We start from the raw sequence: 24,869 nt of genomic DNA on the forward strand, positions 1-24,869 counted from the left end.
GCTGTTCGTCATGCCCGAACAACCCGAACCCGGAGGAGGAACGGCCATGGACGTGGTCATCGTCGGTGGTGGACCCAACGGTCTGATGCTCGCGTGCGAACTCACGCTCGGCGGTGTCCGGCCGATCGTGCTGGAACGGCTCACGGAGCCCAGCCGAGTGCCGAGGTCGAACGGCCTCGTCGGACAGATCGTCCGGCTGACGGACCGCAGAGGACTGTGGGAACCGCTCAGTGGCCAGACCGGCCCGCCGCGGCCCAACGACGGCTACTTCATGTTCGCGGCGATGCCGCTCGCACTGAGCCTTCTCGACGACAGCCCCGTCTACAACCTCGCGGTGCCCGAGGTGAAAACCGTGGAGGTACTGGAAGAACGCGCGATCGCGCTCGGCGCCGACGTCCGCCGCGGGCACGAGTTCACCGGCCTCATCCAGGACGACGACGGCGTCACACTCACCGTCGACGGTCCCGAGGGTCTCTACGAGTTGCGCACCCGGCACGTGGTCGGCGCCGACAGCGCGCACAGTCCCGTCCGGAAGGCCGCCGGCATCGGCTTTCCCGGTGTCACCCACGACCGGTCGACCAACCGGGCCGCGCAGGTGACCATCCCTTCGGGCCAGGTCGACCCCGCGACCGGCGCACTGATCGTGCCAGGGCACGATCCGATCCTGCCGTTCCTGCCCATCCGCACCGCCCGCGGTGGCTTCTCCTACGCGCCGCTGCCCGGCCGCCCGCCGCTGGTGTCGACCGTCGAATGGGACGAACCCGCGACCACCGAGCCCATGACGCTCGACGAGATGCGGGCCAGCATCGAGCGTGTTCTGGGCGCCGCCGTCCCGATCGGACCGCCGTCCGGCGACGGCCCGCACGTACTGCGCCGGATCAACGGCGGCAACACCCGCGTCGCGGACCGCTACCGGGACGGCAGGGTGTTCCTCGTCGGCGACGCGGCGCACGTTTTCGCCGCGGGCGGCACCGGTCTCAACGTCGGCATGCAGGACGCGATCAACCTCGGCTGGAAACTCGCGGCCGCGATCACCGGCGGCGCCGACGTCCTCGACACCTACGAAACCGAACGCCGCCCCGCCGCCGACCGGGCGATCACCTACTCCCGGACCCAGGCCGCGTTGCTCTCCCCCGGCGAAGACGTGACCGGTCTGCGCTGGCTCTTCAGCGAGCTGCTGACGCAACCCGGCGTCGTGCGGGTGCTCGCCGACCTCGTCGCGGGCGCGGACCTCCGCCACCCGGTCGGCGACGGCGCCCATCCGCTCGCCGGACGGCTCGCGCCCGATCTGGATCTCCGCACACCCGGCGGCACGATCCGCCTCGCCGAACTGGCCCGTGGCGCGAAACCTCTGCTGATCGACCTCACCGAGGACGGCGGCCTGCACGTCGAGGGCGTCGAGATCGTCCGGGCGTCGGCGGACACCGACGTCCGCGCGCTCCTGCTCCGCCCGGACTCCTATGTGGCGTGGGCCTCTTCCGAGGCGCGTCCCGACCAGGAGGGGCTGCGGGAGGCCGCCGGGCGCTGGTTCGGTGCTGCGTCGTGAGCGGTACGGACGGTTCTCTTGAGGGGTAAGGCAAACGTGGTCGTGCCGTTGAGATGTGCGCCGAATGTGTTCGGGCCAGTCGGGATCGGCTACTCGGGATCGGCAACTCGACGCTGAGGCACCGGAACCTCTGCGGGCGTGACGCGAAGGGAGCCTTCCCCTCGTGGCATGCGGCGAAAGTCCCCTTCACCCAGCCCGAAACGCCACCCACGCCTACTCCCGCACCAGAACCCTACCGCCACCTCACCACCCGACAGAACACGTCACCTCACCCCCGATAAGCACAGTCAATGAATGCGAAACACCTTCAACCCACTTCCTGGAAACCTTTTCATATTCGCACATCTGTTCGATTCTTGGTATTCTTGTGGGGTGTCCAGTCAACGAATCCTCGAACCGCCACACGAGCTGTGGCGTGCCGGTGCGCGGGAACTCGCGCACGGTGTGGTCGAGCGCATGTCGTTGGCACGCCAAGCCTTGGCCGAGGTCGGGCAGTTCCTGGTGGAGATCGAGTCCCGTGGTCCGATGGAGTTGTTCGGGCATGGCTCGACGGCGGGCTGGTTCGCCGAAACCGCCCGGATCAGCCCGAAGGAAGCCCGCGACACTGTGGCGCGGGCGTTGGCGGTGAACGAGGGACGGAATCTGGACGGCACCCCCGCTCCGGCTTTCGCGCCCATCGCAGGTGCGGCTGCGGCCGAGGGCGACCTCGGCCCTCAACAGCTGGATCCTCTTCTGGCGGTACTGAAGAAAATCCCGGCCGACGTGTCCGCGGAAGACCGATCAGGGGCGGAACAGATCCTGGTCAACCTCGCCCGCCATGCTGGTCCGCAGCAGATCGTCAACGGCGGGGCTGAACTGCTGGGCCACCTCGATCCCGATGGCAACGAGCCGAAAGACGAAGACCTCACACCACCGTCGCGTGAGGTGCACTTACGCAAACGTGACGACGGCTGGTGGCGCTTGAACGGTCTGCTGGATCCGGAGTTCGGGGCTCGTGCGAACGCCCTGTTCGAGACCTGGGGGCAGCGAAGACCTGTCGACGAGGACGGCAACCGTGACCCCCGCACCCCCGGCGAACGCCACGGCGACGCACTCTTCGACGCCATCCACTACGCCATGACCAACGACAAGGCACCGACCCTGTCCGGGGACCGGACCACGATCGTGGTCACCATTCCTCTGGAGACCCTGACGTCGGGACTGGGATACGCGTGTGTTGATGAGGTCTCGCAGATCACTGCACGTCATGCCCGGATGCTGGCCTGTGACGCGAAGATCATTCCTGCGGTGCTCGGGTCGGAGAGTGAGCCGCTCGATATCGGCCGTGCCGCCCGTACCGTCACCCCCGCGCAACGCCGGGCGCTGAACCTTCGGGATCACGGCTGTGCTTTCCCCGGTTGTCATCGCAGACCCAAGCATTGCGAGGCTCACCATATTCTTCCGTGGGGTCATCTCGGCGATACCGACCTGGCCAATCTGTGCCTGCTGTGCCGCTATCACCACATGGTCGTCCACGGGCAATCCGGCTGGCAGGTTCGCATAGCCACCGATGGGAGGCCCGAATTCATCCCGCCGCAATATTTGGACCCGCTACAGAAGCCTCGCCGTAACCACCGCTGAAACCCGAGGAGCCCGCCACCATCACCGGCGACGGGCCCCTCGGCACGCCCACACCCAGAAGAACCAGATCCCGAACATCGAAGCCAACCGCTCTTCAAGATCGACAGCCTGCGCTTCGGCGAGCAGACAGCTGTAGTCAGTGGCAGCCCCTACGCTTTTCTCGAAGCTTCCCATGGCCGCGCCATCATCAGCGATGCCGCGATAGACCACCCGAAGCTGGGCGGGAATCCTCGAACCGCTCGGTGGCCTCACCAGACACGTGAACAACCGATCGAAAAGCCAGGGCACTCAAAAGTCGGCCCCGGATACCGCGAAAGCCACTTTCCACCAGACTGCACGAACTCCCAGACCCCACCTTCACCTCACGCGGCAACTCAGAGCGTTGCAACCACCTCATGAACCCGAGAGACCTTCGCGGAAACCCGAACGCACACCCCAACGGCATGTCTGTCTTACCCTCAAAGCTTCGTCACCGGATCACCGCATGGCCAGCAGGGCCCGCTTTGGGCATAGTCGAGTGGGTGGCGTCCACGGGAGTCCGAGTTCCGCAGCTGGTGGGGTTGCCCGTACGTGAAGCACGGGCGCTGGCGCATGAGCGCGGGCTCGTGGTCGCCTCCAAGGACATCGACGGGCCACCGCTGGGCGCGTTGACCTGGCCGGGAACCTGGGGCGTCGTGGGGCAGGAACCCGCGAGCGGAGCGGTGATCGCCCGTGGCGAGTACGTCCGGATCAAGTTCCGGCGGCTGCCCGATGACGGCGGCGAGGGTGACCGTTAGCCGCAGGCTGTCATGGAGCATCTTCCTCGAGATTGGCGACGAGCCTTTTCAGCTGAACCACCAGGCGGTCGACTTCTTCTGCGCTGAAGCCTTTCAACGCCTGATCGTTGGTCTCGAGCAGCGCCGAATGCACCTGCGCGAGCTTCGCCAGGCCGTTCTCGGTCAGGGAGATCAGGCTGACCCGCCGATCATGCTCGGCGGGGGTCCGCCGGATGAGGCCGTCACGGTCCATCCTGGCCAGCAGCTGGGCCATGGACGACTGCTCGACCTTGGCCAGCGCCGCCAAGTCCTTCTGGGAGAGCGCGTCCGCCTTGCTCAGTGCCCCCAGCACGGGTACCTGCGCGAAGGTCAGCCCCAGCGGCCGCAGTCGCTGGTCGTTGATCCGGGACAACGCGCGCGAGGCGATGTTGATCCACGCGGCGGGCGCGTTGTCGAACCTGGGGAGTGTCACGCCGAGAAGTGTATAGGGTCCTATTGATTGAGTGCATAGGTACCTATATGGTCCAACTGCATAGGTTCCTATGCAGTTGGACCATCAGACAGGGGAACACCCGTGATCATCCGCAATGTGACCGTCGTCGACGGGCAGGCCGCCGAGGTCGAGGTAGTGGTGACCGACGGACGGTTCAGCGCCATCCGCCCGGTGACCGACGCCGCCGACAGCCCCGTGATCGACGCGCGGGGCGGCTACCTGGTGCCGGGCCTGTGGGAGAGCCACACCCACCTTGGCGGGCACGCGTACGCCAGGCCCGAGAACGAACGCGCGGCGTACATCTCCCGGCTGCTCACCGATTTCCTGGATTTCGGGGTGACCAGCGTCGTCGATCTCGGCGGTCCGCTGGACGTCGAACTCGCGGCCCGCGAACACCGCGACACCATCACCGGCGCCGCCGCCAGGTTGTTCTTCGCCGGACCGGTGTTCACCGGGATCGCAGGATGGCCGGTCCTGAGTGATCCGGAACGTGCCCCCATCGCCCACCAGACCGACAACCCCGACACCGCCTACGAACAAGCACTCGAACTGGCCGACCAGGTCGACTTCATCAAGTGCATCTACGACGGCGAGCCCGGCGCGCCGGAAAAGCTGTCCTTCGACGCCCTCGAAGCCATCGTCACGGCGGCACACGAGAAGAACAAGAGAGTACTCGTGCACATCCACGAACGCGTCGATCTGGAGGAGGCGGTGGCAGCGGGCGCGGACGGCATCGAACACGCTTTCCGGCCGCAGGATCCCGGCAGTACCGCGGAAGCCCGCGATGTCGCCGCGCTGCTGGCGGAAACGAACACCTACTACTGCCCCACCCTGGTCACCTGGGAGCAGATCGCGTACAACGGCGACGCGGGCTACCTGCAGACGCTGGTCGATGACGGCACCGCCACCCACGAGGACATCCCGAAGATCACCGGCCGTCCGATCTACGGGCACCACTTCCCCTGGCATTCCCCGCAGGAGTCCCACGTCCGGTTCGACTACGCGATGCGCACACTGGGGCTGATGCACGACGCGGGAGTGAAGATCGCCGCAGGCAGCGACGTGGCCATGTTGATGCCGTCCCCGCCCGTCGCCCTGCTGCGAGAACTGCGATTGCTGGCGAAGGCGGGCCTGCCGCTGCACGCGGTCCTGGCGGCCGCCACCCGGCATTCGGCCGAGAAGATCGGCAGGCAGGCGACGATCACCGTCGGCTCCGTCGCCGACGCGCTGGTACTCGATGCCGACCCGTACGCGGACATCACGCACCTGATCGACCGTTCGCACCACATCGGGACGCTCCAGGCCGGGCGGCCGAGCTGGGTATGACGGACGAAGTCGGCCGGTAGCAGGCACCAGGTCACCCGTCCCGCCTACGCGGACGCAATCGAGACTGCAGCACGCTTGACCGTTCTCCCACGGCAGGACGATCCTGGGCGTCTTGTCTTTCGCTGGAGGGAAAAATGCGACGAATCCTGGTGCTCTTCTGCGCCCTTTTACTGACAGCCACCGCCGTCCCCGCGGCGGCCGATACGCCATCCGATCCGGTTCCGGGAGAGAGACCCCCGCTGGGGATCACCTGGGCGACCGGGGATCCCTACTGCATCTACAACCGGTTCAGCGAGGACGTCGTGAAAGCCGCGACAGACCAGCTGGTCGACTCCGGGCTGCGTGACGCCGGATACGAGTACGTCATGCTCGGCGACTGCTGGCAGGCGGCCGAGCGTGACGCCGACGGCAAGCTCACCGCCCGTGCCAGTTTCCCTTCCGGCATCCCGGCGCTGGTCGACTACGTGCATTCGCGCGGGCTCAAGATCGGTTTCTACAGCGGCACGGGCGCGAAGACCTGCAGCGGCCAGGCGGCGGGCTCGCTCGGCAACGAGGACCTCGACGCCCGGACCTTGGCCGACTGGGGCGCGGACTACCTGCGCTACGACACCTGTTACAGCGTCAACGGCGACGCGCCCGCACGGGTCAAGAAGATGGCGGACGCGATCAAGCGCACCGGCCGTCCGATCACGCTCGAGATCGACGATTACGACCGCGACCAGAAGCAATGGCTGTGGGCACGCGCCGCCGGAGCGCAGGTGTGGCGCACCTACGGCTCGGGCTCGACCTCCGACTTCGGTTTCTCGATGAAGAGTCTCGACAAGCAGTTCGGGCTCGACGGATACGCAGGCCCTGGCGGCTGGAACATGCCGGGCTCGTTCACCTTCAGCTACCTCAACACCGCGGAACGCCAGGCCAAACTCGGGCTGTGGGCGGTGCTCAACGCGCCGCTGGTGGCGGACATGGCGCTGACGGCCGAAACCACGCTCCCCGCCGCCGAGATGAAGAACCCCGACATCATCGCCGTCCAGCGCGACTGGGCCGGCGTCGCCGGGCACAAGGTCCGTGACACCGGCTGGACCGAGGTCTGGACCAAACCGATGTCCGATGGATCCGCCGTGCTGGTACTGCTCAACCGCGGTGAGCTGGCCGCGCCGATCACCGCTTCCGTTGCCGACGCGGGACTCCCCGACTCGGCCGGATATCGCGTACGCGACCTGTGGACGGGCGACGAGACCGTGACAAGGGGCGCGCTCGGCGGAACCGTCGGGCGGCACGCCGCCACCGTGCTGCGCGTATGGCCCAGGTACGCGTCCATCGCACCGCGGACATCACTGACCTTCGACCTGCCCGACTCCGTACCGCCGTCCCAGCCGGTGACCGCCACGGTCAAGCTCACCAACAACGGGGCCACGCCCGTCTACCATTCTCACCTGCAGTTGACCGAGCCCGCGCAATGGCAGTTCGACGGCCCCACCGAGGCGAACATCGAGATCCTCCCACCGGGTGAAACGTGGAAGACCACGACAACACTGCACCCGACCGGGACCGCCACCCAGCCGTTCAAGATGCCTGCCACCGTGACGTACGACAGCACGGGAGGCCCGCGGACCGTGACCGCGTCGGCCGAGGCACCGCTCATGCTCGCACCGGACTCCGGCGGATCGCCCAACACCATGCCGTGGATCTCCATGGAGAACGGCCTCGGCCCGGTCGAGCGGGACAGCGTCGACAACGGCCACCCGTTCACGATCAACGGCAAGGTCTCCCCGCGCGGCGGACTGGGCGCGCACGCGCCGTCGGTCGTGAAGTACTACCTCGGCGGTAAATGCAAACAGTTCACCGTGACCGTGGGCGTCGACGACCGGGGACCGAACGGGACACTCGGATTCCGGGTGCTCGGCGACGGCGTCGAACTGGAGGCCACCGGGGACATGCACCACGGGGACGCCACGCAGTATCTCGTCGTACCGGTACAGGGAGTGCAAGTACTCGCGCTCGCCGTCGACGACGCGGGCGACGGCTCCGCCGGGGACTGGGGCGACTGGGTGTATCCGTACCTCAGCTGCTGAACGACCCGTGGGTGTTGCCGCCGGTTCCCGACCGGCGGCAGCACCCGTCCTCAGTCGGACGCGAGGATCTCAGCCAGCCGAAGGGTGTCCTCGAGGTAGCGCTCGTAAGGAAAGCCTGCCGCTTCGAGTCCCGCACGGAACTCGTCGTAGAGCGGCTTTCCGGCGGTATGAAAGGCTTTCCGGCCGAGTTCGGTGAGGTGGACGAGCCGCCGCCGCGCATGCTCGGGGTCGACGGTGATCAGCACCAGGCCCTCCGCTTCGAGCGGCCGCAGCGCCCGGCTGATCGCCGGGTCCGAAACAGACAGCGCCTGCGCGAGCCGATGCTGCGTCGCCGGCTCGATCTCCTCCAGCGTGCCCAGAAGCCGTATCTGGCTGTAGGTCAAACCGCCGGGGTCATCGGTGCGCCGCCGGGCGGCTTCGCCCATCAGCATGACCACCCGGTGCAACAGGTCTGCGAGTCCGTCATCCACGATGCTCACCATACCAGAGTGTTGACGAGTTAATATTAACTAGGTAAGACTGAAGCCATGGACAACTTCTCTTACCTCGCCCAATCCGCCTTCCCGCTGGTCTGGATCGTGGTGCCCGCCATCGGAGCCACCATCCGGGCCCGCCGCGCCACCTCGCCCGAAGAACGGCTCGAGATCTGGCAGCGCTGGTGGGCCATCGGCGCCTTCGGCTGCGGCAGCCTGTGGATGACGGTCGCCTTCCTCGCCTTCCCGGACGTCATGGCCACGGCGATCGGCTTCGACCGGACGCCCTTCATGTTCGAGATCGCCTTCGCCAACCTCGGCCTGGCCGTCATGGGCTTCCGGGCCGCCTCGGCGTCCGCGCGCGAACGCATCACCATCGGCCTCGGCGGCGGAATGTTCCTCTGGGGAGCCGTGATCGGCCACGTCTACCAGTGGTTCAACGGTGACCACGCCCCCGGCAACACCGGCGGAGTCCTCGCCAACGACATCCTGATCCCGGCGGTCATGATCATCCTGGCCGTGCGGTCCCAGCGACTCGCGGCCGCGAAAATCGCCGTCTGACACCGAAGGGAGCTGATCCTCATCATGACAACGCCTATCAGCAAGGCCGCCGCCGAGCGGCTCACCATCTTCGTCGACGCGGTGATCGCGATCGCGCTCACCTTGCTGGCCCTGGATCTCCCGATCCCCCACGGGGACACCAACGGCGCCATGCTCGGCTCGGCGGCGGCCCACGGCAAGGAGTATCTCGCCTTCGCGCTCAGCTTCATGGTGATCGCCGCCCACTGGCGCGCCCACCACGAGATCTTCCCGCATGTCCGCTCGCTGAGCGGCCGCCTGGTCAGTCTCACCCTGCTGTGGCTGTTCATGCAGGTCCTGATGCCGTTCGCGACACGGGTGATCACCGCCGAAGGCGCCTTCCCGGTCCGGTTCAGCCTGTACGCGGTGGTGCAGGTCCTGGCGTCCGCGTCGTTCGCCCTGATCATCCGGGAGATCCGGCGCGAACACCTCTACGGAACGGACGGCCCGCCACGGGTGTTCACCCAAAGCCTCACGCGCAGCGTCTGCCTGGCCGCGGTCTTCGGGGTCTCCATTCCCGTCGCGTTCCTGACCGAGGACACCGGCGCGTACCTGTGCTGGCTCGCGGCGCCGATCGCGCTGGCGGTCGCCCGCCGCGTCCAGGACCGCCGGACTTCCGGCGCCTGACAGATCCTGGGAATCTCCGCGCGTGGTTCACTCCCGCCGCATTCACTCAGTGGCGACAGTTGACAGTTGGCATCGCGATTTCACCTGACGTGGCAGTTCCCGACCGTGGGGAACCTCAGGGCAGGGCGGGGATCAACTCGGCGAACAGGGTGCGGACGCGGCGGTCGATGTCGTCGCGGATCAGGCGGATCCGCTCGGGCGTTTGGCCGGTGGGGTCGTCAAGTTGCCAGTCGAGGTAGCGCTTGCCGGGGAAGATCGGGCAGGCGTCGCCACAGCCCATGGTGATCACGACATCGGCGGCCTCGACCGCGTCGGTGGTGAGTTTTTCGGGGAATTCGCGGGAGACGTCGATGCCGAGTTCGGCCATGACCGCGACGACGGCGGGGTTGATCTCGTTCGCTGGTGCTGATCCTGCGGAGCGGACGGTGACGCGTCCGGCGGCGTGGTGGTGCAGCAGGGCTGCGGCCATCTGGGAGCGTCCGGCGTTGTGGACGCAGACGAACAGGACTTCGGGGGTGTTCACGGTGTGACCTCCACGCGGGTGTGGCGGCGGCGCAGCGCCAGGGAGACGTAGACGAGCGCGACGAGGACGGGGACTTCGATCAGCGGCCCGACGACCCCGGCGAGCGCTTGCCCGCTGGTCGCGCCGAAGGTGGCGATAGCGACGGCGATGGCGAGTTCGAAGTTGTTGCCCGCGGCGGTGAACGCCAGCGTGGTGGTGCGCTCGTAGGAGAGGCCGACGGCGCGGCCGAAGGCATAGGACCCGGCCCACATCAGTCCGAAGTAGACCAGCAGCGGGACCGCGATCCGGACGACGTCCAGCGGCCGCGCGGTGATCTGTTCTCCTTGCAGCGCGAAGAGAACCACGATGGTGAACAGCAGCCCGTAGAGCGCGGCCGGGCCGATCCTGGGCAGGAACCGGGTTTCGTACCAGGTGCGGCCTTTCGTGTGTTCGCCTAGGGCGTGTCCTGTAAGTCATTGGAGCCAGAGCATGATCGCGGCGATGGTGAGTTCGGCCTGGTAGTAGGCGGCGCGTTTGGCGTAGCGGGTGGCCAGGTCGCGGAACTGTTTGAGCCGGTTGAAGCACCGTTCGACCACGTTGCGCTGCTTATAGACCTCGGCGTCGAACGCTGGTGGTCGCCCGCCGCTGCGGCCTTTGGCTGCGCGGCGGGCGACCTGGTCGTCCCGTTCCGGACTGACGAACCTGATCCGCCGGTCTCGCATCGCCCGGCGGGTTGACGGATGCGAATACGCCTTGTCCGCGATCACCGTCTCCGGTCGGCAGCGTGGCCGGCCGGGACCGATCCGGGCGACGGTGATGCCGTCCAGCAGCGGAACCAGCTCCGGGTTGTCTCCGGCTTGGCCGGGGGTGAGCAGGAACCGCATCGGCAGGCCTCGTCCGTCGACGGCGAGATGGATCTTGGTGCTCAGCCCGCCACGGGACCGCCCGAGTCCTTCCCCATCGAGGGCGAGGGCTTCGATTCCGTCGCTGCGTCCCCCTTTTTCCGGGCGCCGGCGGAATGCTGATGCGCCCGAACCACGCTCGAGTCGACGGAAACGATCCACTCGAGGTCGCCGACGGCGTCGTCCTTGACGATCACCCGGTCGAGAATCCGGTCCCAGGTGCCGTCCTTGGTCCACAACCGCAGCCGTTCATGCGCCGTCTTCCAAGGCCCGTAACGATCAGGCAGGTCACGCCAGGGCGCTCCAGTGCGCAACTTCCACAGGATCGCGTTGATGACCTGGCGATGATCCCGCCACCGCCGCCCACCACCTTGCTGAGGCGGCAGCAACGGCTCGATCACCGCCCATGCCTTATCCGTCAACTCACCACGACCAACCACGACCGCAATCCAACCGAACCCCAGCTAGATCACTTACAGGACACGCCCTAGGCGGCGGGTGAGGTAGCCCGCGAGGAGCGGGATGCCGAGGAAGATCAGCACGCTTTTCGCGATCTGCCAGCCGGACACCGCGAGGTCGGCTTGCGGGAGACCGAGCCAGCCGGGCAGGACCGAAAGATAGAACCAGCCGAGCAGGCCGAACGCGATCACCTGGAACACCGAGTTCAAGGCGACGAGCACGGCGGCGGCCTCGCGGTCGCCGCGGGCGAGGTCGTTCCAGATGATGACCATGGCGATGCAGCGGGCGAGGCCGACGATGATCAGCCCGGTCCGGTACTCCGGGAGATCGGGCAGCAAAAGCCACGCGAGCGCGAACATCAGCGCCGGGCCGATCAGCCAGTTCAGCGCCAGCGACGGCCACAACAGCCGCCGGTCGCCGGTGACCGTGCCGAGCCGGTCGTAGCGGACCTTCGCGAGCACCGGGTACATCATCACCAGCAGCCCGAGCGCGATCGGCAGCGAGATCCCGTCCACCTGTACCGCGGACAGCGCGGTGTTCAGGCCGGGGATCCAGCGTCCGGCCAGGAGCCCGGCGACCATGGCGGCCGCGATCCACACGGGCAGGAACCGGTCCAGGGTGGACAGCTTCCCGACCACCCCACCGTGCTGGTCGGTCATGCCGGGACCGTGGCGTCGCCAGGGACGAGCACGGCCGAGAGGCGGGCCAGGACCTCGGGGTGGACGCGGTAGTAGACCCAGGTCCCACGCCGCTGCCCGGTGATCAGCCCGGACTCGCGCAGAACCTTGAGGTGGTGGGAGATGGTCGGGCCGGTCAGGTCGAACGCGTCGGTCAGGTCGCACACACACGCCTCGCCCCCGTCGTGGGAGGCGATCAGCGACAGCAGCCGCAGACGGACGGGGTCGGCCATCGCCTTGAACAGCGTGGCCAGCTCGACGGCCTGGGCCTCGGTCAGCGGTTCGCGGGCCAATGGGGAGCAGCAGGCGTCCATCGCGACGATCGGCAGCTGTTTCGACATGTGTCTATCTTGACAGACTTCTAAGTAGAAGCCAATCTAAGTCGCATCCACTGTTTCGATGAACGTCTATCCAAGGAGGATGGGATGTCACGGGTGCAGCTCGCACTGCGGGTCGGAGACCTCGAAGGCTCGATCGACTTCTACTCCAAGCTCTTCGGCACCGAACCGGCCAAACTTCGCCCCGGCTACGCCAACTTCGCCATCGCCGAACCCGCGCTCAAGCTCGTGCTCCTGGAAGGCGAGCCCGGCCAGGCGACCGTCATGGACCACCTCGGCGTCGAAGTCGAGTCCACCGACCAGGTCAGCGAAGCCAGCAAGCGCCTCACCGGCGAAGGACTCGAAACGCTGACCGAGGACGACGCCACCTGTTGCTACGCCGTCCAGGACAAGGTCTGGGTCCACGGCCCCGGCCAGGAACCCTGGGAGGTCTACACCGTCAAGGCCGACTCCCAGACCTTCGGCACCGACAGCGCTACCCTCACCACCCCGGCCACCTGCTGCACCTCCGGCACCGGCCGGACGGACAAGGCCACGCAGCCCGCAGGTTGCTGCTCGTGACCCGCGCCGGAGCGGGCAGCTGTCCGCCGCCCGCTCCGGCATCAGGCGATCGCCCTGAACCCCACCCGCGCACCCTTGCCCACCCTCACTTCTTCTCCTTGAGGTCCCCCGCCCGGACACCGACAAGGAGGACGACCACCGCGATCAGCACCATCCCGCTGCTGATCTGCAGCCCGAGACCGAGACTCCCGGTCGCGGATTGGATGAACCCGAGCAGCGAAGGCGACGCGGCGGCCGCGAAGGAGCCCATCGACGTCACGACGGCGATACCGGTCGCGGCCGCGCGGTCCGAAAGATAGATCGACGGAATCGAGTAGAACACCGTCAGCCCCGAGTAGTGCGCCGCCGCGAGGACGGCGAGCAGCACCACGACCGCGAGGACATTGCCGTGGAAAAGGGAAATCGCGAACATCGCGAGCGCCGCGACGATCCACGCGGTGGCGGCGTGCCAGCGCCGTTCGAGGGTGCGGTCGGAATGCCGTCCGACGATCAGCATGGCGACGATCCCTGCCAGCGGCGGCACGGCGGAGAACAGGCCCAGGTTCAGCACGTCCCCCACGCCGGCGTCGGCGATGATCCTGGGCGCCCAGAAGGAAACCGCGTTCGCGAGGGTGTACGCGCCGCACGCGCACACCCCGAGGATCCAAACCTTGGGGTCACTCAGTGCCGCACGAAGCCCAATGTGGGTCGCTGTGCCACCGGCGCCTCCCTTGAGCCGCTGATCGGCGTCGAGGTCGGCGCGGACCGCCGCCTTCTGCGCGGGAGTGAGCCAGCGGACCTGCTCGGGTTCGTCGGCGAGCCAGCACAGCACGGCGAGGGCGAGCAGGATCGGCGGGATCCCCTCGACGAGGAACAGCCATTGCCAGTCCGCCAGCCCGGCGACACCGCCGAGGCTGTGCATGATGCCGCCGGAGATCACCGAACCCACGATCCCGGAAACCGGCACCCCGATGAAGAAGATCGCGGTCATGCGGGTCCGGCGCGCCGACGGGAACCAGCGGGACAGATAGAACAGCGCCCCTGGGAAGAACCCGGCCTCGGCGACGCCGAGCAGGAACCTCGCCACATAGAAGGTGTACTCGTCCTGGACGAACATCGTCGCCACGGTCACGGCACCCCAGGAGGCCATGATGCGCACCAGGGATTTGCGCGCCCCGATCCGTGCCATCAGCGCGTTGCTCGGCACCTCGAAGAGGATGAACCCGACGAAGAACACCGTCACGCCGAGGCCGTAGACCGCGGGGCCGAAACCGAGATCGCGTTCGAGGCCCTCCTGCGCGATGCCGATGTTCGTCCGGTCGATGAAGCTGACGATGTAGCAGATCACGAGCAAGGGCATGATCCGCAGCGCGATCGCCCGGTAGGTGGCCTGCCGGTCGACCGGCGCGGCGGACTGTTCGATTGCTGGGCTGGGATCGGCCACGTTCTTCGACTCCCTTGTCTGCGGCGGGGACGACGCGAGCATGCGCCGCAAGTGTTGATACTGTCAACACTTGGCGTCCGATGGGTAGGATGCCCGGCATGACCGAACGCCCGGACGGACACGAGCTCGTCCCGATCTCCCAGCTGCTGTCCTACCGACTCTCCCGCACGTCGGCCGCCCTGTCGCGTTCAGCGGCACTGCGCTACCGCCGGGAGTTCGACGTGAGCCTCGGCGAATGGCGGGCGATCGCCCTCATCGCCGCGGACCCGACACTCACCCTCAACCGGCTCGCCCGCCGGGCCGGCCTGGACAAAGCGCAGATGAGCAGGGTGGTGGCGAAGCTGGTCGAACGCGGACTGGTGAACCGCACGGCCGCCTCCGGCCGCACTTCCCGCCTGGCGCTGACCGAGGACGGCCTCACCGTGTACCGAGGTCTCATCGTCGCCGCGAACGAGCGCGACGCCGCCTTCCTCGGCATCCTGACCTCCACCGAGGCCGAGGTCCTCGAACGCGCACTGGACAAGCTGGCCGACGCCGCGCTCGTCATCGAACAGGAGGAGCGCGAACGTGACACGAAACCCTAAGTGTTGACATTATCAACTGTCGGCGAGTAGTTCTGGAGTCACCGACAGGAGGTGACTCGATGACCGACGGGGTCACGATTTGTGAGTGCTTCGCCAGGGACGGGCTGCAGCACGAGCCGGCGTTCGTCCCCACCGCGACGAAAGTCGCCCTGCTGGAAGGTTTCGCCCGCGCGGGGTTCACCCGCGTCGAGGCCACGAGCTACAGCCACCCGGAGCGGGTCCCGGCGTTCGCCGACGCGAGCGAGGTGCTCGCCTCCCTCGGCCACCGGCCGGGTGTGGCGTTCAAGGCGACCTGCCCCAATCCCCGCGCGGTGACGCGGGCGCTGGCCGATCTGGATCGCGGCGCCGGGGCCGGGGAGCTGAGCCTGCTGGTCTCGGCCAGCGAGAGCCACACCGAACGGAACCTGCGCACCACGCGCGCCGCGCAGTGGGAGCGGGTCGCGGAGATGATCCGGTTGGCGGACAAGCGTTTCCGCCTGATCGGCGTGGTGTCCGTCGCGTTCGGCTGCCCGTTCGAAGGCGCCGTCGACCAGGGGCGGGTGGCCGAGGACGTCGCGCGGTTCGCCGAGCTGGGCGCCGACGCGGTCACCCTGGGCGACACCACCGGGGTGGCGACGCCGAAGACCGTGAAAGCCCTGTTCGAGCGGCTCGCCCTGGCCCATCCGGGGCTGCCGCTAATCGCGCATTTCCACAACTCGCGGGGCGCGGGCATCGCCAACGCGGTGGCCGCGCTGGACGCGGGCTGCCGCCATTTCGACAGCGCGATGGGCGGGGTCGGCGGCCATCCGGCGTCGATCGGCTACGGCGCCGGGCTGACCGGGAACGTCTGCACCGAAGACCTCGTCGATCTCTTCCACGCGATGGGCGTCCGGACCGGGCTGGACCCCGACGCGCTCGCCGAGTCGTCCGCCGCCTGCGAGAAAGCGCTCGGCCGCCCGCTGCACAGCATGGTCGCGCGAGCCGGTTTCGCCCGCACACAAGGAGAAACCCGCCGATGACCGGAATCCTGCTCACCGAGGACCACGACCGGGTCCGCGTCCTCACCCTCAACCGCCCGGACAAGCTCAACGCGCTCGACACCGCCCTCACCCGCACGCTGCGGGACGCGCTCGACGACGCCGACCGCGACCCCGGCGTCCGCGCCGTGGTGCTGACCGGCAACGGCCGCGGATTCTGCGCCGGCGCGGACCTTTCCGAGTTCTCCGCCCTCACGCCGGAGCAGCCCGACGCCGTGCTGGAGCGGGCGGCGCTGACCGCCGGGCTCCAGACCCGGATGCAGCGGATGGGCGTCCCGGTCGTCGCCGCGGTCCGCGGCGCGGCGGTCGGCGGCGGCGCGGGCCTCGCGATCGGCGCCGACATGGTCGTCGCGGGCACCGACCTGCGCTTCGGCTACCCGGAACTGCGGCACTCCCTCGTCCCGGCCCTGGTGATGACCGGCCTGGTCCGGCATCTGGGCCGCAAACTCGCGTTCGAGCTGATCAGCACCGGCAGGCTGCTCACGGCGGCCGAAGCGTTCGAACACGGCCTGGTCAACCGGGTCGTCGAGGCCGAGAACGTCCTCTCCGGCGCGCTGGAGATCGCCGCGGGATGGGCGGCGGTGGAGCCACGGGCGCTGAGCGCCGCCAAGGACCTGTTCTACCGGGTCGGCGACCTGCCGACCGACGCCGCCGTGCGGGCGGGCCAGGACGTGAACGCCCTGATGCGGGGGTTCCGCCGGTGACGCCGCCGCTCGAAGGCATCACCGTGCTCGACTTCTCCCGTGTGCTGGCCGCCCCGATGGCCACGCAGATCCTCGGCGAACTGGGCGCGACGGTGATCAAGGTCGAACGGCCGGGCTCGGGCGACGAGACCCGTGGTTTCGAGCCCCGGCTCCCCGCCGGGGAAAGCGCCTACTTCTTCGCCGTCAACCGGGGCAAACGCTCGGTGACCCTCGATTTGAAGGACACCCGCGGCCGCGACGTCGCCCGCCGTCTCGCCGCCCGTGCCGACGTCGTCGTCGAGAACTTCCTGCCCGGCACCATGGACCGGCTCGGCCTCGGCTACGAAGAGCTGGCCGCGGGCAACCCCGGTCTGGTGTACGTGTCCGCCACCGGGTTCGGGCAGACCGGCCCGGACCGCTCCCGCAAGGGGTACGACACCGTGTTCCAGGCCCTGTCCGGAGTCATGGCGATGACCGGCGAACCGGACGGCCCGCCGGTCAAGACCGGGATCCCGGCCGCGGACCTGACCTCGGGGCTCTGGGTGGTCATCGCCGCGCTGACCGGTCTGACCGGACGGAGCGCCACCGGACGCGGACGCCACCTGGACGTGTCGATGATGGACGTCCAGCTCAGCCTGCACGCGCTGAACGCCGCCCGGCTGTTCGCCCTCGACGAGGATCCGGCGCGGACCGGCAGCCAGCACCCCGGCCGTGTCCCGTCCGCCGCCTTCGAGGCCGCGGACGGCCGCTGGGTGCACATCAGCTGCAGCGACCAGCACTGGGCGCCGCTGTGCCGGGTGCTCGGCCTCGACGAACTCGGTTCCGACAGCGCGCTCCGGCTCAACTCCGGACGGGTCGCCCGCCGCGACCGGGTGATGACCGCGCTGCGCACGGCGATCGCTTCCCGCGAAAGCGGCGGGCTGGTCGAGGACCTGCGCGCGGCCGACGTGCCGGTCGGCGAGGTCCGCGGCGTTCGCGAGGCACTGGACGATCCGCACGCGCGGGCGCGCGGTGTCGTCGGCACCTTCTCCCACCCCACCGAGGGAACGTTCCCCGCGATCCGCACGCCGCTGCGGGAAACCGGGGCGCGGCCGGAAGACCTGGAGAGCCCGCCGTTGCTGGGCGCCGACACCGAGAGCGTGCTCGCGGACGCGGGCTTCGGCCCGGCCGAGATCGCCGCGCTGAGCGGCGAAGGAGTGATCTGAGTGGACGAGCGGATCAAGCTCGACGTCACCGCCGGGATCGCCCGGCTGCGACTGGCCCGCCCGGCCGCGCGCAACGCCGTGGACCTGCCCTTGTGCCTTCAGCTGCGCGCGGCGTTCGACGAGATCGACGCCGACGAGTCGGTCCGGGTCGTCGTGCTCTCCGGGCAGGGGCCGGTGTTCTGTGCCGGGGCCGATCTCAAGGAGCGCACCGGCAAGGACGCGTCGTGGGTGCGCCGCCGCCGCGCGGCCTCGTTCGCCGCCTACGCCGCGATCGCGGCCTGTCGCCGTCCGGTGATCGCGCTGGTGCACGGGGCCGTCGTCGGCTCGGGCGGCGAGATCACGCTCGCCGCCGATTTCGCCATCGCCGCCGAGGGCACCACCTTCCGCTTTCCCGAGCCGCACTGGGGCACGGTCGGTGCCACCCAGCGGCTGCCGAGGGCGATCGGGCCGCGCCGCGCCAAGGAGCTGCTGTTCACCAATCGCCCGGTCGGCGCGGAAGAGGCCCGCGACCTCGGGCTCGTCGTCCGCGTCGTTCCCCCGGCGGAGCTGACCGACATCGGGGACGAAACGGCTCAGAACATCGCCAAGGCGCCGCCGGGCGCCATCGCGCTGACCAAACGCGCGGTCGATCTCGGCACCGAAACCGACCTCGACCGCGGCGTCCGCATCGAGATGGCCGCGATCGAGCAGAATCTGGAGACCGGCGACTGGCGTGACGGCATCGACCGCTTCACCGGCGCCGGTACCAAGGAGGCCGAATGATGGACCTGCGCACCGTCTGCCCGCTCACCGCGCACGAGGCGCTGGAGCGTGCCGCGCTGACCGCGCCGGACGTCGAGGCCGTCGTCACCGCCGAGTCCCGCGTCACCTACGGCGAACTCGCCGGGAACGTCGTCCGGATCCGGGCCGCGCTCGCGGCACACGGCGTCGGGCGGGGTGACCGCGTCGGTGTCTGCCTCGGCAACGGTCCCGACTGGGTGGCGCTGTTCGTGGCGATCGGCTCGCTCGGCGCCGTCGCCGTGCCCGTCAACACCCGGTGCACCGCCGACGAGGTGCGGTACATGCTGGCCAAGGCGAAGGTTTCCACGCTCTTCGTCGCGGACCGCGTGCTGCGCGTCGACTTCGTCGCGATGCTGCGCGAACTGGGTCTCGGGACCGACGGGCGCTGCGCCACGCTGCCCGACCTGACCTCCGTGGTGGTGCTGGGCACGGAAGTGCCGGAGGGTACGACGTCGTGGAAGGCGTTCCTCGCCGCCGCCGACGGCGACGTCCCGGCCACCGCGGAACCGGACGACGTGCTGCTCGTGCAGTACACCTCGGGCACGACTTCCCGGCCCAAGGGTGTCCTGCTCACCCATCGGAACATGTGCGCCAACGCGTACTTTTCCGGCGCCCGGCTCGGGTTCCGCCCCGCCGACCGCTTCCTCAGCGCACGCCCGTTCTTCCACGTCGCCGGAAGCACTCTTTCAGTGCTCGCCAGCCTCCAGCACGCCGTCACGTTGGTGGCCATGCCCAAATTCGAGGCGGGAGAGGCTTTGCGCCTGCTGGAAGAGGAACGCTGCACGCATTTCTCGGGCAACGACACCATCGCGATGATGCTGCTCAACCATCCTGACCGCGCGACGCGGAAACTCCGCCTGCGCGGCGCCTGGGTCGCGGCGTCACCAACGGTGATCCGTCGGGTCATCGACGAACTCGGCGCTCGTGAATGCGTCGCGGGATACGGCCTGTCGGAGGCGTCGCCGAACGTCGCGCAGTCGTGCTGGTGGGAACCCGAGGAGATCCGGGCTTCCGGCGCGATGGCCGTCGAACCAGGGGTGAAGGTCCGTATCCGCGCGCTCGACGGGGACCACGACTGCGCGCCGGGCACCCCTGGCGCGATCCTCGTCCGCGGCTGGAACGTCATGCGGGGGTACCTCGACGATCCCGTGCAGACCGCCGCCGCGATCGACACCGGCGGCTGGCTGTCCACCGGGGACGTCGGCCTGCTCGACCGGTCCGGCAGGCTCCATTTCGCCGGGCGCACCAAGGACATCATCCGCGTCGGCGGCGAGAACGTCGCCCCGGCCGACGTCGAGGACGTGCTGCACCGTCATGCCGCGGTCCGGCAGGCCGCCGTGGTCGGGGTGCCGCACGAGCGGCTTGTCGAGGTCCCGTTCGCGTTCGTCGTCCTCCGCGAGCCCGATGCGGTGACCGAGGACGAACTCCTGCGCTGGGCGAAGGCGAACATGGCGGGTTTCAAGGTGCCGCACCATCTCCGGATCGTCGACGGCTTCGAAGGGATCGGCATGACGGCGAGTTCGAAGGTGCGGAAGAACCAGCTCGCGGAGCACGCCCGTGCCCTGCTCGGGTCCGTCCGATGAGGCGGATCCGCACCCCGGTCACCGCGCTGCTGGACATCGACCTGCCGATCGTGCAGGCGGGGATGTCGTGGGCCTCGTCGTGCTCGGCGCTGCCGCTCGCGGTCAGCAACGCCGGCGGGCTCGGGGTGCTCGCCGCCGGGCCGATGCGGCTGCCGGACCTGACCCGCGCCCTCGACGAAATGGCCGACGGCACCGAGTCACCGTGGGCGGTGAACCTGCCGCTCTACCGGGCGGGCGCCGAGGAAGTGATCGAATTACTGCTCGCGCGCCGCCCACCGGTGCTGATCGCGTCGCAAGGCGGTCCGCGGCGCTATCTCGCCCGCTTCCACGACGTCGGGACGACCTGCCTGCACGTGGTCGCCAGCACCGAGCACGCGAAGAAGGCCGTCGACGCCGGTGTCGACGGGCTCGTCGTCGTCGGCGCCGAAGCCGGCGGGCATCCGCCGCCCGGCCTCGTCACGACACTGGTCCTCACCCGCGCTGTCGCCACCGCCGTCCCGGACACGCCGATCGTCGCGGCCGGTGGCCTGGCCGACGGCGCCGGCCTCGCCGCGATGCTCGCCCTCGGCGCGGGTGCCGCCCAGTTCGGCACCCGGTTCCTCGCCAGCACCGAAGCCACCGTCCATCCGGACTACAAGGCCGCCGTGGTCGCCGCCGGGATCGGCTCGACCCGCACGGTCGGCCGGGACCTCGGCCTGATCCGCGCGCTGGCCAACGACTTCACCGACCGGATGGCCGAACTCGAGAACTCCGCGGCCGACCTCGAACGGCGACGTGACACGTTCACGGCCTCGTCCCTGCGAGACGCCGCGCTCGACGGCGATCTGACGAACGGCAAGGTCGAAGCGGGCCAGTCGGCCGGGCTGGTGACCGACGTGCTGCCCGCGGCCGACATCGTGCGGCGGATCGCCGAGGAGTACGACGCGGCCGTCGCCCGGCTCCACCCCTGACGCGCGGTCGTGAGTGGTCCCGATTCCTCCACCGCCGCCAGGCCACTCCGCTCTCGGACAAGGAGACCTTCCTACGCAGCCGCTGTGACCGCTGCTGCGTCCGGGGCGGATGTGGCGAATGTGGCGATCACGAAGTCCGTGAAGGCCTCCTTCCCTACCTTCAGGGTAGGGAAGGAGGCCTTCACGGACTTGGGCCCGCCAGGCAGTGGCGCGACATTACATCTGTAATGTAGCCTCCTCGCACAAGGAGGTTCCAGATGAAGCGGGCGCTCCAGCGCGCGGCGGTCGAAGTCGTGGCGCGAGAAGGACTTCGCGGTCTCACCTATCGCGCGGTCGCCAGAGCGGCCGGATGCACCACAGGCGCGGTACAGCACCATTTCTCCTCGATCGACGACCTTCTCCAGTCCTCTTTGGACTGGGTGCTCGAAGAGAGCGCGGAGAACGGCTTGATCGGCGCTCGCACCGGAGTGTTCGCCGACGGCGAGGAGATCCGGAAACGGTACCGGGACAGCGCGGAGATCCAGATCTTCCAGTATCAGCTGATCGTGGAGTCCGCCCGGCGCCCGGAGCTGCGTCCGGTCGTCCGGCGGCTCTATCGCGGATACCTCGCCGCCGTCGGCAAGGAACTGACCGCCGACGACGGGTTCACGCAGCTCGTTTTCTACGCCCTCGACGGGATGTTCCTGCATCAGGTGGCGGATCCGGACGTCGATCCGGGCCCGGCTCTCGAAGCCCTGCACGTCATCTTGGCGAACCACAACTAAGACGGCAGTACCGTTGCCCGATGACACGCACCCAGCGTGCCATCGGGCAGCGAGTACTGCCTTTTTTCATTGCAGGGCAACAACTCCGCACTGTCCTTTTGAGACTTTCAGAACCGGTTCAGGTGTTGACTTAATCAACACTCGGGGGCCAGACTCGGCGCATCCCTGAAGCGAAAGGCCTTCCGATGCCCGACACCGCTGCCGCGACCTTGCTGATCGACGGTCGCCGGCATTCCGCCCCGGCGACGTTCGACGTCGTGGACCCCGCGAGCCTCGACGTCCTCGGTCAGGCGGCCGACGCGGACGTCACCCACGCTCTCGCCGCGCTCGACGCCGCGGCCGCCGCCGCCCGCGGCTGGGCGGACACCGACCCGGAAACCCGCAGCGGTCACCTTCGCGCCGCGGCCGCGGAAATCCGCGCACGCCAAGGTGAACTCGCCTTGTTGCTGAGCCGCGAGAACGGCAAACCGCTCGCGGAGGCCAACGGCGAACTCACCGGCGGGGCACGGATGCTGGAGTGGGCCGCGGAAGAGGGACGGCGCGCCTACGGCCGTGTCACCCCGGCCTCGGCCGCGGGTCCCGGCCTGGTGCTGCGCTCCCCCGTCGGCCCCGTCCTCGCGATCACGCCGTGGAACTTCCCGGCGAGCATGCTGCTGCGCAAGGTCGGCCTCGCGCTGGCCGCTGGCTGCCCGGTGATCGCCAAACCGGCCGAGCAGACACCGCTCATCGCGACCGCCCTGCTCGACATCGTGCAGGCGACCGGCCTCCCGGCGGGCGTGCTGCAGTCGCTGACCACGACCCGGCCCGCGGAACTCGTCGGGGCGCTGCTGGCCGATCGCAGGCTGCGCAAGGTCAGCTTCACCGGGTCGACCGAAGTCGGCCTGGGCCTGCTCCGCCAGACCGGCGACACGCTCCGCCGCACATCGCTCGAAATGGGCGGGCACTCCCCCGCGATCGTCTTCGCCGACGCCGACCTCGAAGCGGCCGCCACCGGCGTGGTCACCGCGAAGTTCTTCAACGCCGGCCAAAGCTGCACGGCCGTGAACCGGCTCTACGTCCACGAGAGCGTGCGAGACGACCTGCTCGCGCTGATCGAGAAGAAGACGGCCGCGCTGCGCCTCGGGCGCGGAGACGCCGAAGGCACCACGATCGGTCCGCTGATCGACAAGGCCGGACTCGCGAAGGTCGAGAACCAGGTCGCCGACGCGGTCGCCAAAGGCGCCAGGGTCCTGATCGGCGGCAGCCGCTGGGAGTCCGGCGATCCGGCGCTGCGCGGCCACTACTTCCGGCCGACGGTGCTCACCGGCGTCACCGCGGACATGCTCATCAGCCACGAGGAGACGTTCGGCCCGGTGCTGGCCGTCACCACGTTCACCGGCGACGACGAAGCGATCGCCCTGGCCAACGCCACGGACTACGGACTGGCCGCCTACCTGTTCGGCAGCGACCTGCGCCGCGTCTGGCGGGCGCTCGACCGGCTGGACTTCGGCGTGATCGGGGTCAACGACCCGGCTCCGGTCCGCCCGGAACTGCCGTTCGGCGGCCAGAAGAACTCAGGCCAGGAACGCGAAGGCGGCGCCGAAGGAATCGAGGCCTACACCGAGACGAAGGCCGTCGCGCTGCGGTTCTGAGCACCCCGAGCAGAGGAAGGACTTCCATGACCAGCACCACCGATCTCGCCGCCCTCGACCGGCGCACCCTCCTGCACCCGCACACCACGATCGGCGCCCCGGCCGAACCTCTCATCCTCGACCGCGGCGAAGGCGCCCTGCTGTGGGACACCGAAGGCCGCCGGTACATCGACGGGACCTGCGGCCTGTGGCAATGCCCGGTCGGCCACGGCCGCGCGGAACTCGCCGACGTCGCCGCCGAGCAGATCCGCCGCCTGGAGTTCTACTCGTCCTTCGGTGACTACTCGAACACCCCGTCGATCCGTCTCGCCGAACGGCTGCTGTCGCTCGCGCCCGCCGGCCTGGAACGCGTGTTCCTCACCAACGGCGGTTCGGAGGGCAACGAGACCGCGATCAAACTCGCCCGGCTCGCCTTCCACCACGCCGGTTCCCCGGAGCGGACGGTGGTGCTGGCCCGGACCGGCGGTTACCACGGCATGGGCGGCGCCTCGCTCGCCGCGACCGGGATCGAGGGCCTGCGCGCCGGGTTCGGCCCGCTGCTGCCCGACATCGAATGGCTCGGGAAGCCGCACGCCATCGAATACGACCAGGACGCGGCGGACGTGCTGGTCGCGGAGCTGGAACAGCGTATCGCCGAGATCGGCGCGCACCGCATCGCCGCGTTCATCGGCGAACCGGTGCTGGGCGTCGGCGGGATGGTGCCACCGCCGGACGGGTACTGGCCCCGCGTGCAGGAAGTGTTGCGCCGCAACGGGATCCTGCTGATCGTCGACGAGATCGTGACCGCCTTCGGCCGGACGGGGCACTGGTTCGGCAGCGGGCACTTCGGCATCGAGCCGGACATGATCGTCACCGCGAAGGGCATCACCAGCGGCTACGTCCCGATGGGCGCGGTGCTGATCGGCCACCGGGTGCTCGAACTCGCCGACGGGGCCACGTTCCTGCACGGGTTCACCTACAACGGTCACCCCGTCGGCGCCGCGGTCGCGCTGGCGAACCTCGACATCATCGAGCGGGAGAACCTCCTCGAACGCGCCCGCGTCCTCGGCGCCCGCCTGCGCGCGCGGCTCGACCCGCTCACCGCGCTCCCCCACGTGCGCGAGGTCCGCGGGGTCGGCCTGATGCTCGGCATCGAGTTCACCGGCGTGCCGACAGCGTCGGTGCAGTCCGGCTGCCGCGCGGACGGCGTCGTCGTCCGGGCCTCCGGCACCAGCATCGTGCTGTCGCCGCCGCTGGTCATCACCGAGGACCAGCTCGACACCCTGGCCGACGTGCTGTGCCGCCACGTCGCGGCCGCGGCGAGCTGAGCGGAGAACGCCC

General features: G+C 69.1%; 23 protein-coding genes and 3 pseudogenes. 18 read left to right on the plus strand and 8 right to left on the minus strand.

Annotation, left to right across the window (positions count from 1 at the left end; all coding sequences use genetic code 11):
• Positions 1–46: 46 nt before the first annotated feature.
• The 3 genes from AMYAL_RS0139040 to AMYAL_RS0139055 all read left to right on the plus strand — a co-directional run bounded on the left by AMYAL_RS0139040 (position 47) and on the right by AMYAL_RS0139055 (position 3,942).
• Entirely contained in the window at positions 47–1,546 is a 1,500-nt protein-coding gene (locus AMYAL_RS0139040; RefSeq protein ID WP_020636740.1) for an FAD-dependent monooxygenase, read from the plus strand.
• Positions 1,547–1,918: 372 nt separating this feature from the next.
• Positions 1,919–3,166 carry an HNH endonuclease signature motif containing protein gene (locus AMYAL_RS0139045; RefSeq protein WP_020636741.1) on the plus strand — a complete coding sequence of 416 codons (1,248 nt, stop codon included), beginning with the start codon at positions 1,919–1,921 and terminating at the stop codon, positions 3,164–3,166.
• Positions 3,167–3,687: 521 nt separating this feature from the next.
• Positions 3,688–3,942 carry a PASTA domain-containing protein gene (locus AMYAL_RS0139055; RefSeq protein WP_039794819.1) on the plus strand — a complete coding sequence of 85 codons (255 nt, stop codon included), beginning with the start codon at positions 3,688–3,690 and terminating at the stop codon, positions 3,940–3,942.
• A gap of 10 nt (positions 3,943–3,952) precedes the next feature.
• On the opposite strand, the gene AMYAL_RS47320 is transcribed toward AMYAL_RS0139055, so the two are convergent.
• Positions 3,953–4,393: a MarR family winged helix-turn-helix transcriptional regulator gene (locus AMYAL_RS47320; protein ID WP_020636744.1), complete on the minus strand. Its 441-nt coding sequence runs from the start codon at positions 4,391–4,393 to the stop codon at positions 3,953–3,955.
• A gap of 102 nt (positions 4,394–4,495) precedes the next feature.
• On the opposite strand from AMYAL_RS47320, the gene AMYAL_RS0139065 reads away from it, so the two are divergent.
• Both AMYAL_RS0139065 and AMYAL_RS0139070 read left to right on the plus strand, forming a co-directional pair.
• Positions 4,496–5,740 carry an amidohydrolase family protein gene (locus tag AMYAL_RS0139065; protein ID WP_020636745.1) on the plus strand — a complete coding sequence of 415 codons (1,245 nt, stop codon included), beginning with the start codon at positions 4,496–4,498 and terminating at the stop codon, positions 5,738–5,740.
• Between the two features lie 134 nt (positions 5,741–5,874).
• Positions 5,875–7,812 carry an NPCBM/NEW2 domain-containing protein gene (locus tag AMYAL_RS0139070; protein WP_026467802.1) on the plus strand — a complete coding sequence of 646 codons (1,938 nt, stop codon included), beginning with the start codon at positions 5,875–5,877 and terminating at the stop codon, positions 7,810–7,812.
• A 50-nt stretch (positions 7,813–7,862) separates the two neighbouring features.
• On the opposite strand, the gene AMYAL_RS0139075 is transcribed toward AMYAL_RS0139070, so the two are convergent.
• Positions 7,863–8,282 (minus strand): MarR family winged helix-turn-helix transcriptional regulator, encoded by a 420-nt coding sequence (locus AMYAL_RS0139075; RefSeq protein ID WP_026467803.1) that lies wholly within the window; start codon positions 8,280–8,282, stop codon positions 7,863–7,865.
• Between the two features lie 57 nt (positions 8,283–8,339).
• On the opposite strand from AMYAL_RS0139075, the gene AMYAL_RS0139080 reads away from it, so the two are divergent.
• Together AMYAL_RS0139080 and AMYAL_RS0139085 are read left to right on the plus strand one after the other, a co-directional pair.
• Positions 8,340–8,846: a DUF6790 family protein gene (locus AMYAL_RS0139080; RefSeq protein ID WP_020636748.1), complete on the plus strand. Its 507-nt coding sequence runs from the start codon at positions 8,340–8,342 to the stop codon at positions 8,844–8,846.
• 24 nt (positions 8,847–8,870) lie between these two features.
• Positions 8,871–9,491: a TMEM175 family protein gene (locus AMYAL_RS0139085; RefSeq protein WP_020636749.1), complete on the plus strand. Its 621-nt coding sequence runs from the start codon at positions 8,871–8,873 to the stop codon at positions 9,489–9,491.
• A 115-nt stretch (positions 9,492–9,606) separates the two neighbouring features.
• Here AMYAL_RS0139085 and AMYAL_RS0139090 read toward each other — a convergent pair whose 3' ends face one another.
• From AMYAL_RS0139090 to AMYAL_RS0139115, 5 genes and pseudogenes are all read right to left on the minus strand, one after another.
• Positions 9,607–10,014 (minus strand): arsenate reductase ArsC, encoded by a 408-nt coding sequence (locus AMYAL_RS0139090; protein WP_020636750.1) that lies wholly within the window; start codon positions 10,012–10,014, stop codon positions 9,607–9,609.
• Positions 10,011–10,451, minus strand: a pseudogene (locus AMYAL_RS49675) (arsenic resistance protein); the annotation flags it as partial. The pseudogene AMYAL_RS49675 and the gene AMYAL_RS0139090, both read right to left, overlap by 4 nt.
• A gap of 15 nt (positions 10,452–10,466) precedes the next feature.
• A pseudogene (locus AMYAL_RS49680) lies at positions 10,467–11,335 on the minus strand (IS5 family transposase).
• Between the two features lie 45 nt (positions 11,336–11,380).
• Positions 11,381–12,013: pseudogene (locus AMYAL_RS47330) on the minus strand (arsenic resistance protein); the annotation flags it as partial.
• Complete coding sequence (locus tag AMYAL_RS0139115; protein ID WP_020636751.1) at positions 12,010–12,372, minus strand: ArsR/SmtB family transcription factor; 363 nt, start codon at positions 12,370–12,372, stop codon at positions 12,010–12,012. The gene AMYAL_RS0139115 and the pseudogene AMYAL_RS47330, both read right to left, overlap by 4 nt.
• 84 nt (positions 12,373–12,456) lie before the next feature.
• On the opposite strand from AMYAL_RS0139115, the gene AMYAL_RS0139120 reads away from it, so the two are divergent.
• A complete protein-coding gene (locus AMYAL_RS0139120; RefSeq protein WP_020636752.1) occupies positions 12,457–12,930 on the plus strand; it encodes an ArsI/CadI family heavy metal resistance metalloenzyme in 474 nt (157 codons plus the stop codon).
• Between the two features lie 85 nt (positions 12,931–13,015).
• Here AMYAL_RS0139120 and AMYAL_RS0139125 read toward each other — a convergent pair whose 3' ends face one another.
• Positions 13,016–14,395, minus strand: coding sequence for an MFS transporter (locus tag AMYAL_RS0139125; protein WP_245193305.1), 1,380 nt, complete (start codon positions 14,393–14,395; stop codon positions 13,016–13,018).
• A 56-nt stretch (positions 14,396–14,451) separates the two neighbouring features.
• On the opposite strand from AMYAL_RS0139125, the gene AMYAL_RS0139130 reads away from it, so the two are divergent.
• The 10 genes from AMYAL_RS0139130 to AMYAL_RS0139175 all read left to right on the plus strand — a co-directional run bounded on the left by AMYAL_RS0139130 (position 14,452) and on the right by AMYAL_RS0139175 (position 24,856).
• Positions 14,452–14,937 carry a MarR family winged helix-turn-helix transcriptional regulator gene (locus AMYAL_RS0139130; protein ID WP_020636754.1) on the plus strand — a complete coding sequence of 162 codons (486 nt, stop codon included), beginning with the start codon at positions 14,452–14,454 and terminating at the stop codon, positions 14,935–14,937.
• Between the two features lie 59 nt (positions 14,938–14,996).
• The gene (locus AMYAL_RS0139135) at positions 14,997–15,935 is read left to right on the plus strand and encodes a hydroxymethylglutaryl-CoA lyase (RefSeq protein WP_020636755.1); all 939 of its coding nucleotides are present in this window, start codon (positions 14,997–14,999) and stop codon (positions 15,933–15,935) included.
• Positions 15,932–16,657 (plus strand): enoyl-CoA hydratase/isomerase family protein, encoded by a 726-nt coding sequence (locus AMYAL_RS0139140; RefSeq protein ID WP_020636756.1) that lies wholly within the window; start codon positions 15,932–15,934, stop codon positions 16,655–16,657. Before AMYAL_RS0139135 ends, AMYAL_RS0139140 begins: the two co-directional genes overlap by 4 nt.
• Entirely contained in the window at positions 16,654–17,841 is a 1,188-nt protein-coding gene (locus AMYAL_RS0139145; protein ID WP_020636757.1) for a CaiB/BaiF CoA transferase family protein, read from the plus strand. Before AMYAL_RS0139140 ends, AMYAL_RS0139145 begins: the two co-directional genes overlap by 4 nt.
• A complete protein-coding gene (locus tag AMYAL_RS0139150) occupies positions 17,842–18,603 on the plus strand; it encodes an enoyl-CoA hydratase/isomerase family protein (protein ID WP_020636758.1) in 762 nt (253 codons plus the stop codon).
• Positions 18,600–20,204 (plus strand): AMP-binding protein, encoded by a 1,605-nt coding sequence (locus AMYAL_RS0139155; RefSeq protein WP_245193307.1) that lies wholly within the window; start codon positions 18,600–18,602, stop codon positions 20,202–20,204. Before AMYAL_RS0139150 ends, AMYAL_RS0139155 begins: the two co-directional genes overlap by 4 nt.
• Positions 20,201–21,154 (plus strand): NAD(P)H-dependent flavin oxidoreductase, encoded by a 954-nt coding sequence (locus AMYAL_RS0139160; RefSeq protein WP_020636760.1) that lies wholly within the window; start codon positions 20,201–20,203, stop codon positions 21,152–21,154. The genes AMYAL_RS0139155 and AMYAL_RS0139160 overlap by 4 nt, the downstream gene beginning before the upstream one ends.
• 257 nt (positions 21,155–21,411) lie before the next feature.
• Positions 21,412–21,918, plus strand: a complete 507-nt coding sequence (locus tag AMYAL_RS0139165) for a TetR/AcrR family transcriptional regulator (protein WP_020636761.1) — start codon at positions 21,412–21,414, stop codon at positions 21,916–21,918.
• A gap of 185 nt (positions 21,919–22,103) precedes the next feature.
• Positions 22,104–23,549, plus strand: a complete 1,446-nt coding sequence (locus AMYAL_RS0139170; protein WP_020636762.1) for an NAD-dependent succinate-semialdehyde dehydrogenase — start codon at positions 22,104–22,106, stop codon at positions 23,547–23,549.
• 26 nt (positions 23,550–23,575) lie between these two features.
• Positions 23,576–24,856, plus strand: coding sequence for an aminotransferase family protein (locus AMYAL_RS0139175; RefSeq protein ID WP_020636763.1), 1,281 nt, complete (start codon positions 23,576–23,578; stop codon positions 24,854–24,856).
• Positions 24,857–24,869: the final 13 nt, after the last annotated feature.

This window comes from Amycolatopsis alba DSM 44262 (assembly GCF_000384215.1).
Lineage (GTDB): Bacteria > Actinomycetota > Actinomycetes > Mycobacteriales > Pseudonocardiaceae > Amycolatopsis > Amycolatopsis alba.

Coding starts and splice junctions, on each gene's coding strand:
- AMYAL_RS0139040 (WP_020636740.1), top strand. CDS start 47: ATGGACGTGGTCATCGTCGGTGGTGGACCCAACGGTCTGATGCTCGCG.
- AMYAL_RS0139070 (WP_026467802.1), top strand. CDS start 5,875: ATGCGACGAATCCTGGTGCTCTTCTGCGCCCTTTTACTGACAGCCACC.
- AMYAL_RS0139080 (WP_020636748.1), top strand. CDS start 8,340: ATGGACAACTTCTCTTACCTCGCCCAATCCGCCTTCCCGCTGGTCTGG.
- AMYAL_RS0139085 (WP_020636749.1), top strand. CDS start 8,871: ATGACAACGCCTATCAGCAAGGCCGCCGCCGAGCGGCTCACCATCTTC.
- AMYAL_RS0139115 (WP_020636751.1), bottom strand. CDS start 12,372: ATGTCGAAACAGCTGCCGATCGTCGCGATGGACGCCTGCTGCTCCCCA.
- AMYAL_RS0139120 (WP_020636752.1), top strand. CDS start 12,457: ATGTCACGGGTGCAGCTCGCACTGCGGGTCGGAGACCTCGAAGGCTCG.
- AMYAL_RS0139125 (WP_245193305.1), bottom strand. CDS start 14,395: ATGCTCGCGTCGTCCCCGCCGCAGACAAGGGAGTCGAAGAACGTGGCC.
- AMYAL_RS0139130 (WP_020636754.1), top strand. CDS start 14,452: ATGACCGAACGCCCGGACGGACACGAGCTCGTCCCGATCTCCCAGCTG.
- AMYAL_RS0139135 (WP_020636755.1), top strand. CDS start 14,997: ATGACCGACGGGGTCACGATTTGTGAGTGCTTCGCCAGGGACGGGCTG.
- AMYAL_RS0139140 (WP_020636756.1), top strand. CDS start 15,932: ATGACCGGAATCCTGCTCACCGAGGACCACGACCGGGTCCGCGTCCTC.
- AMYAL_RS0139155 (WP_245193307.1), top strand. CDS start 18,600: ATGATGGACCTGCGCACCGTCTGCCCGCTCACCGCGCACGAGGCGCTG.
- AMYAL_RS0139160 (WP_020636760.1), top strand. CDS start 20,201: ATGAGGCGGATCCGCACCCCGGTCACCGCGCTGCTGGACATCGACCTG.
- AMYAL_RS0139165 (WP_020636761.1), top strand. CDS start 21,412: ATGAAGCGGGCGCTCCAGCGCGCGGCGGTCGAAGTCGTGGCGCGAGAA.
- AMYAL_RS0139170 (WP_020636762.1), top strand. CDS start 22,104: ATGCCCGACACCGCTGCCGCGACCTTGCTGATCGACGGTCGCCGGCAT.
- AMYAL_RS0139175 (WP_020636763.1), top strand. CDS start 23,576: ATGACCAGCACCACCGATCTCGCCGCCCTCGACCGGCGCACCCTCCTG.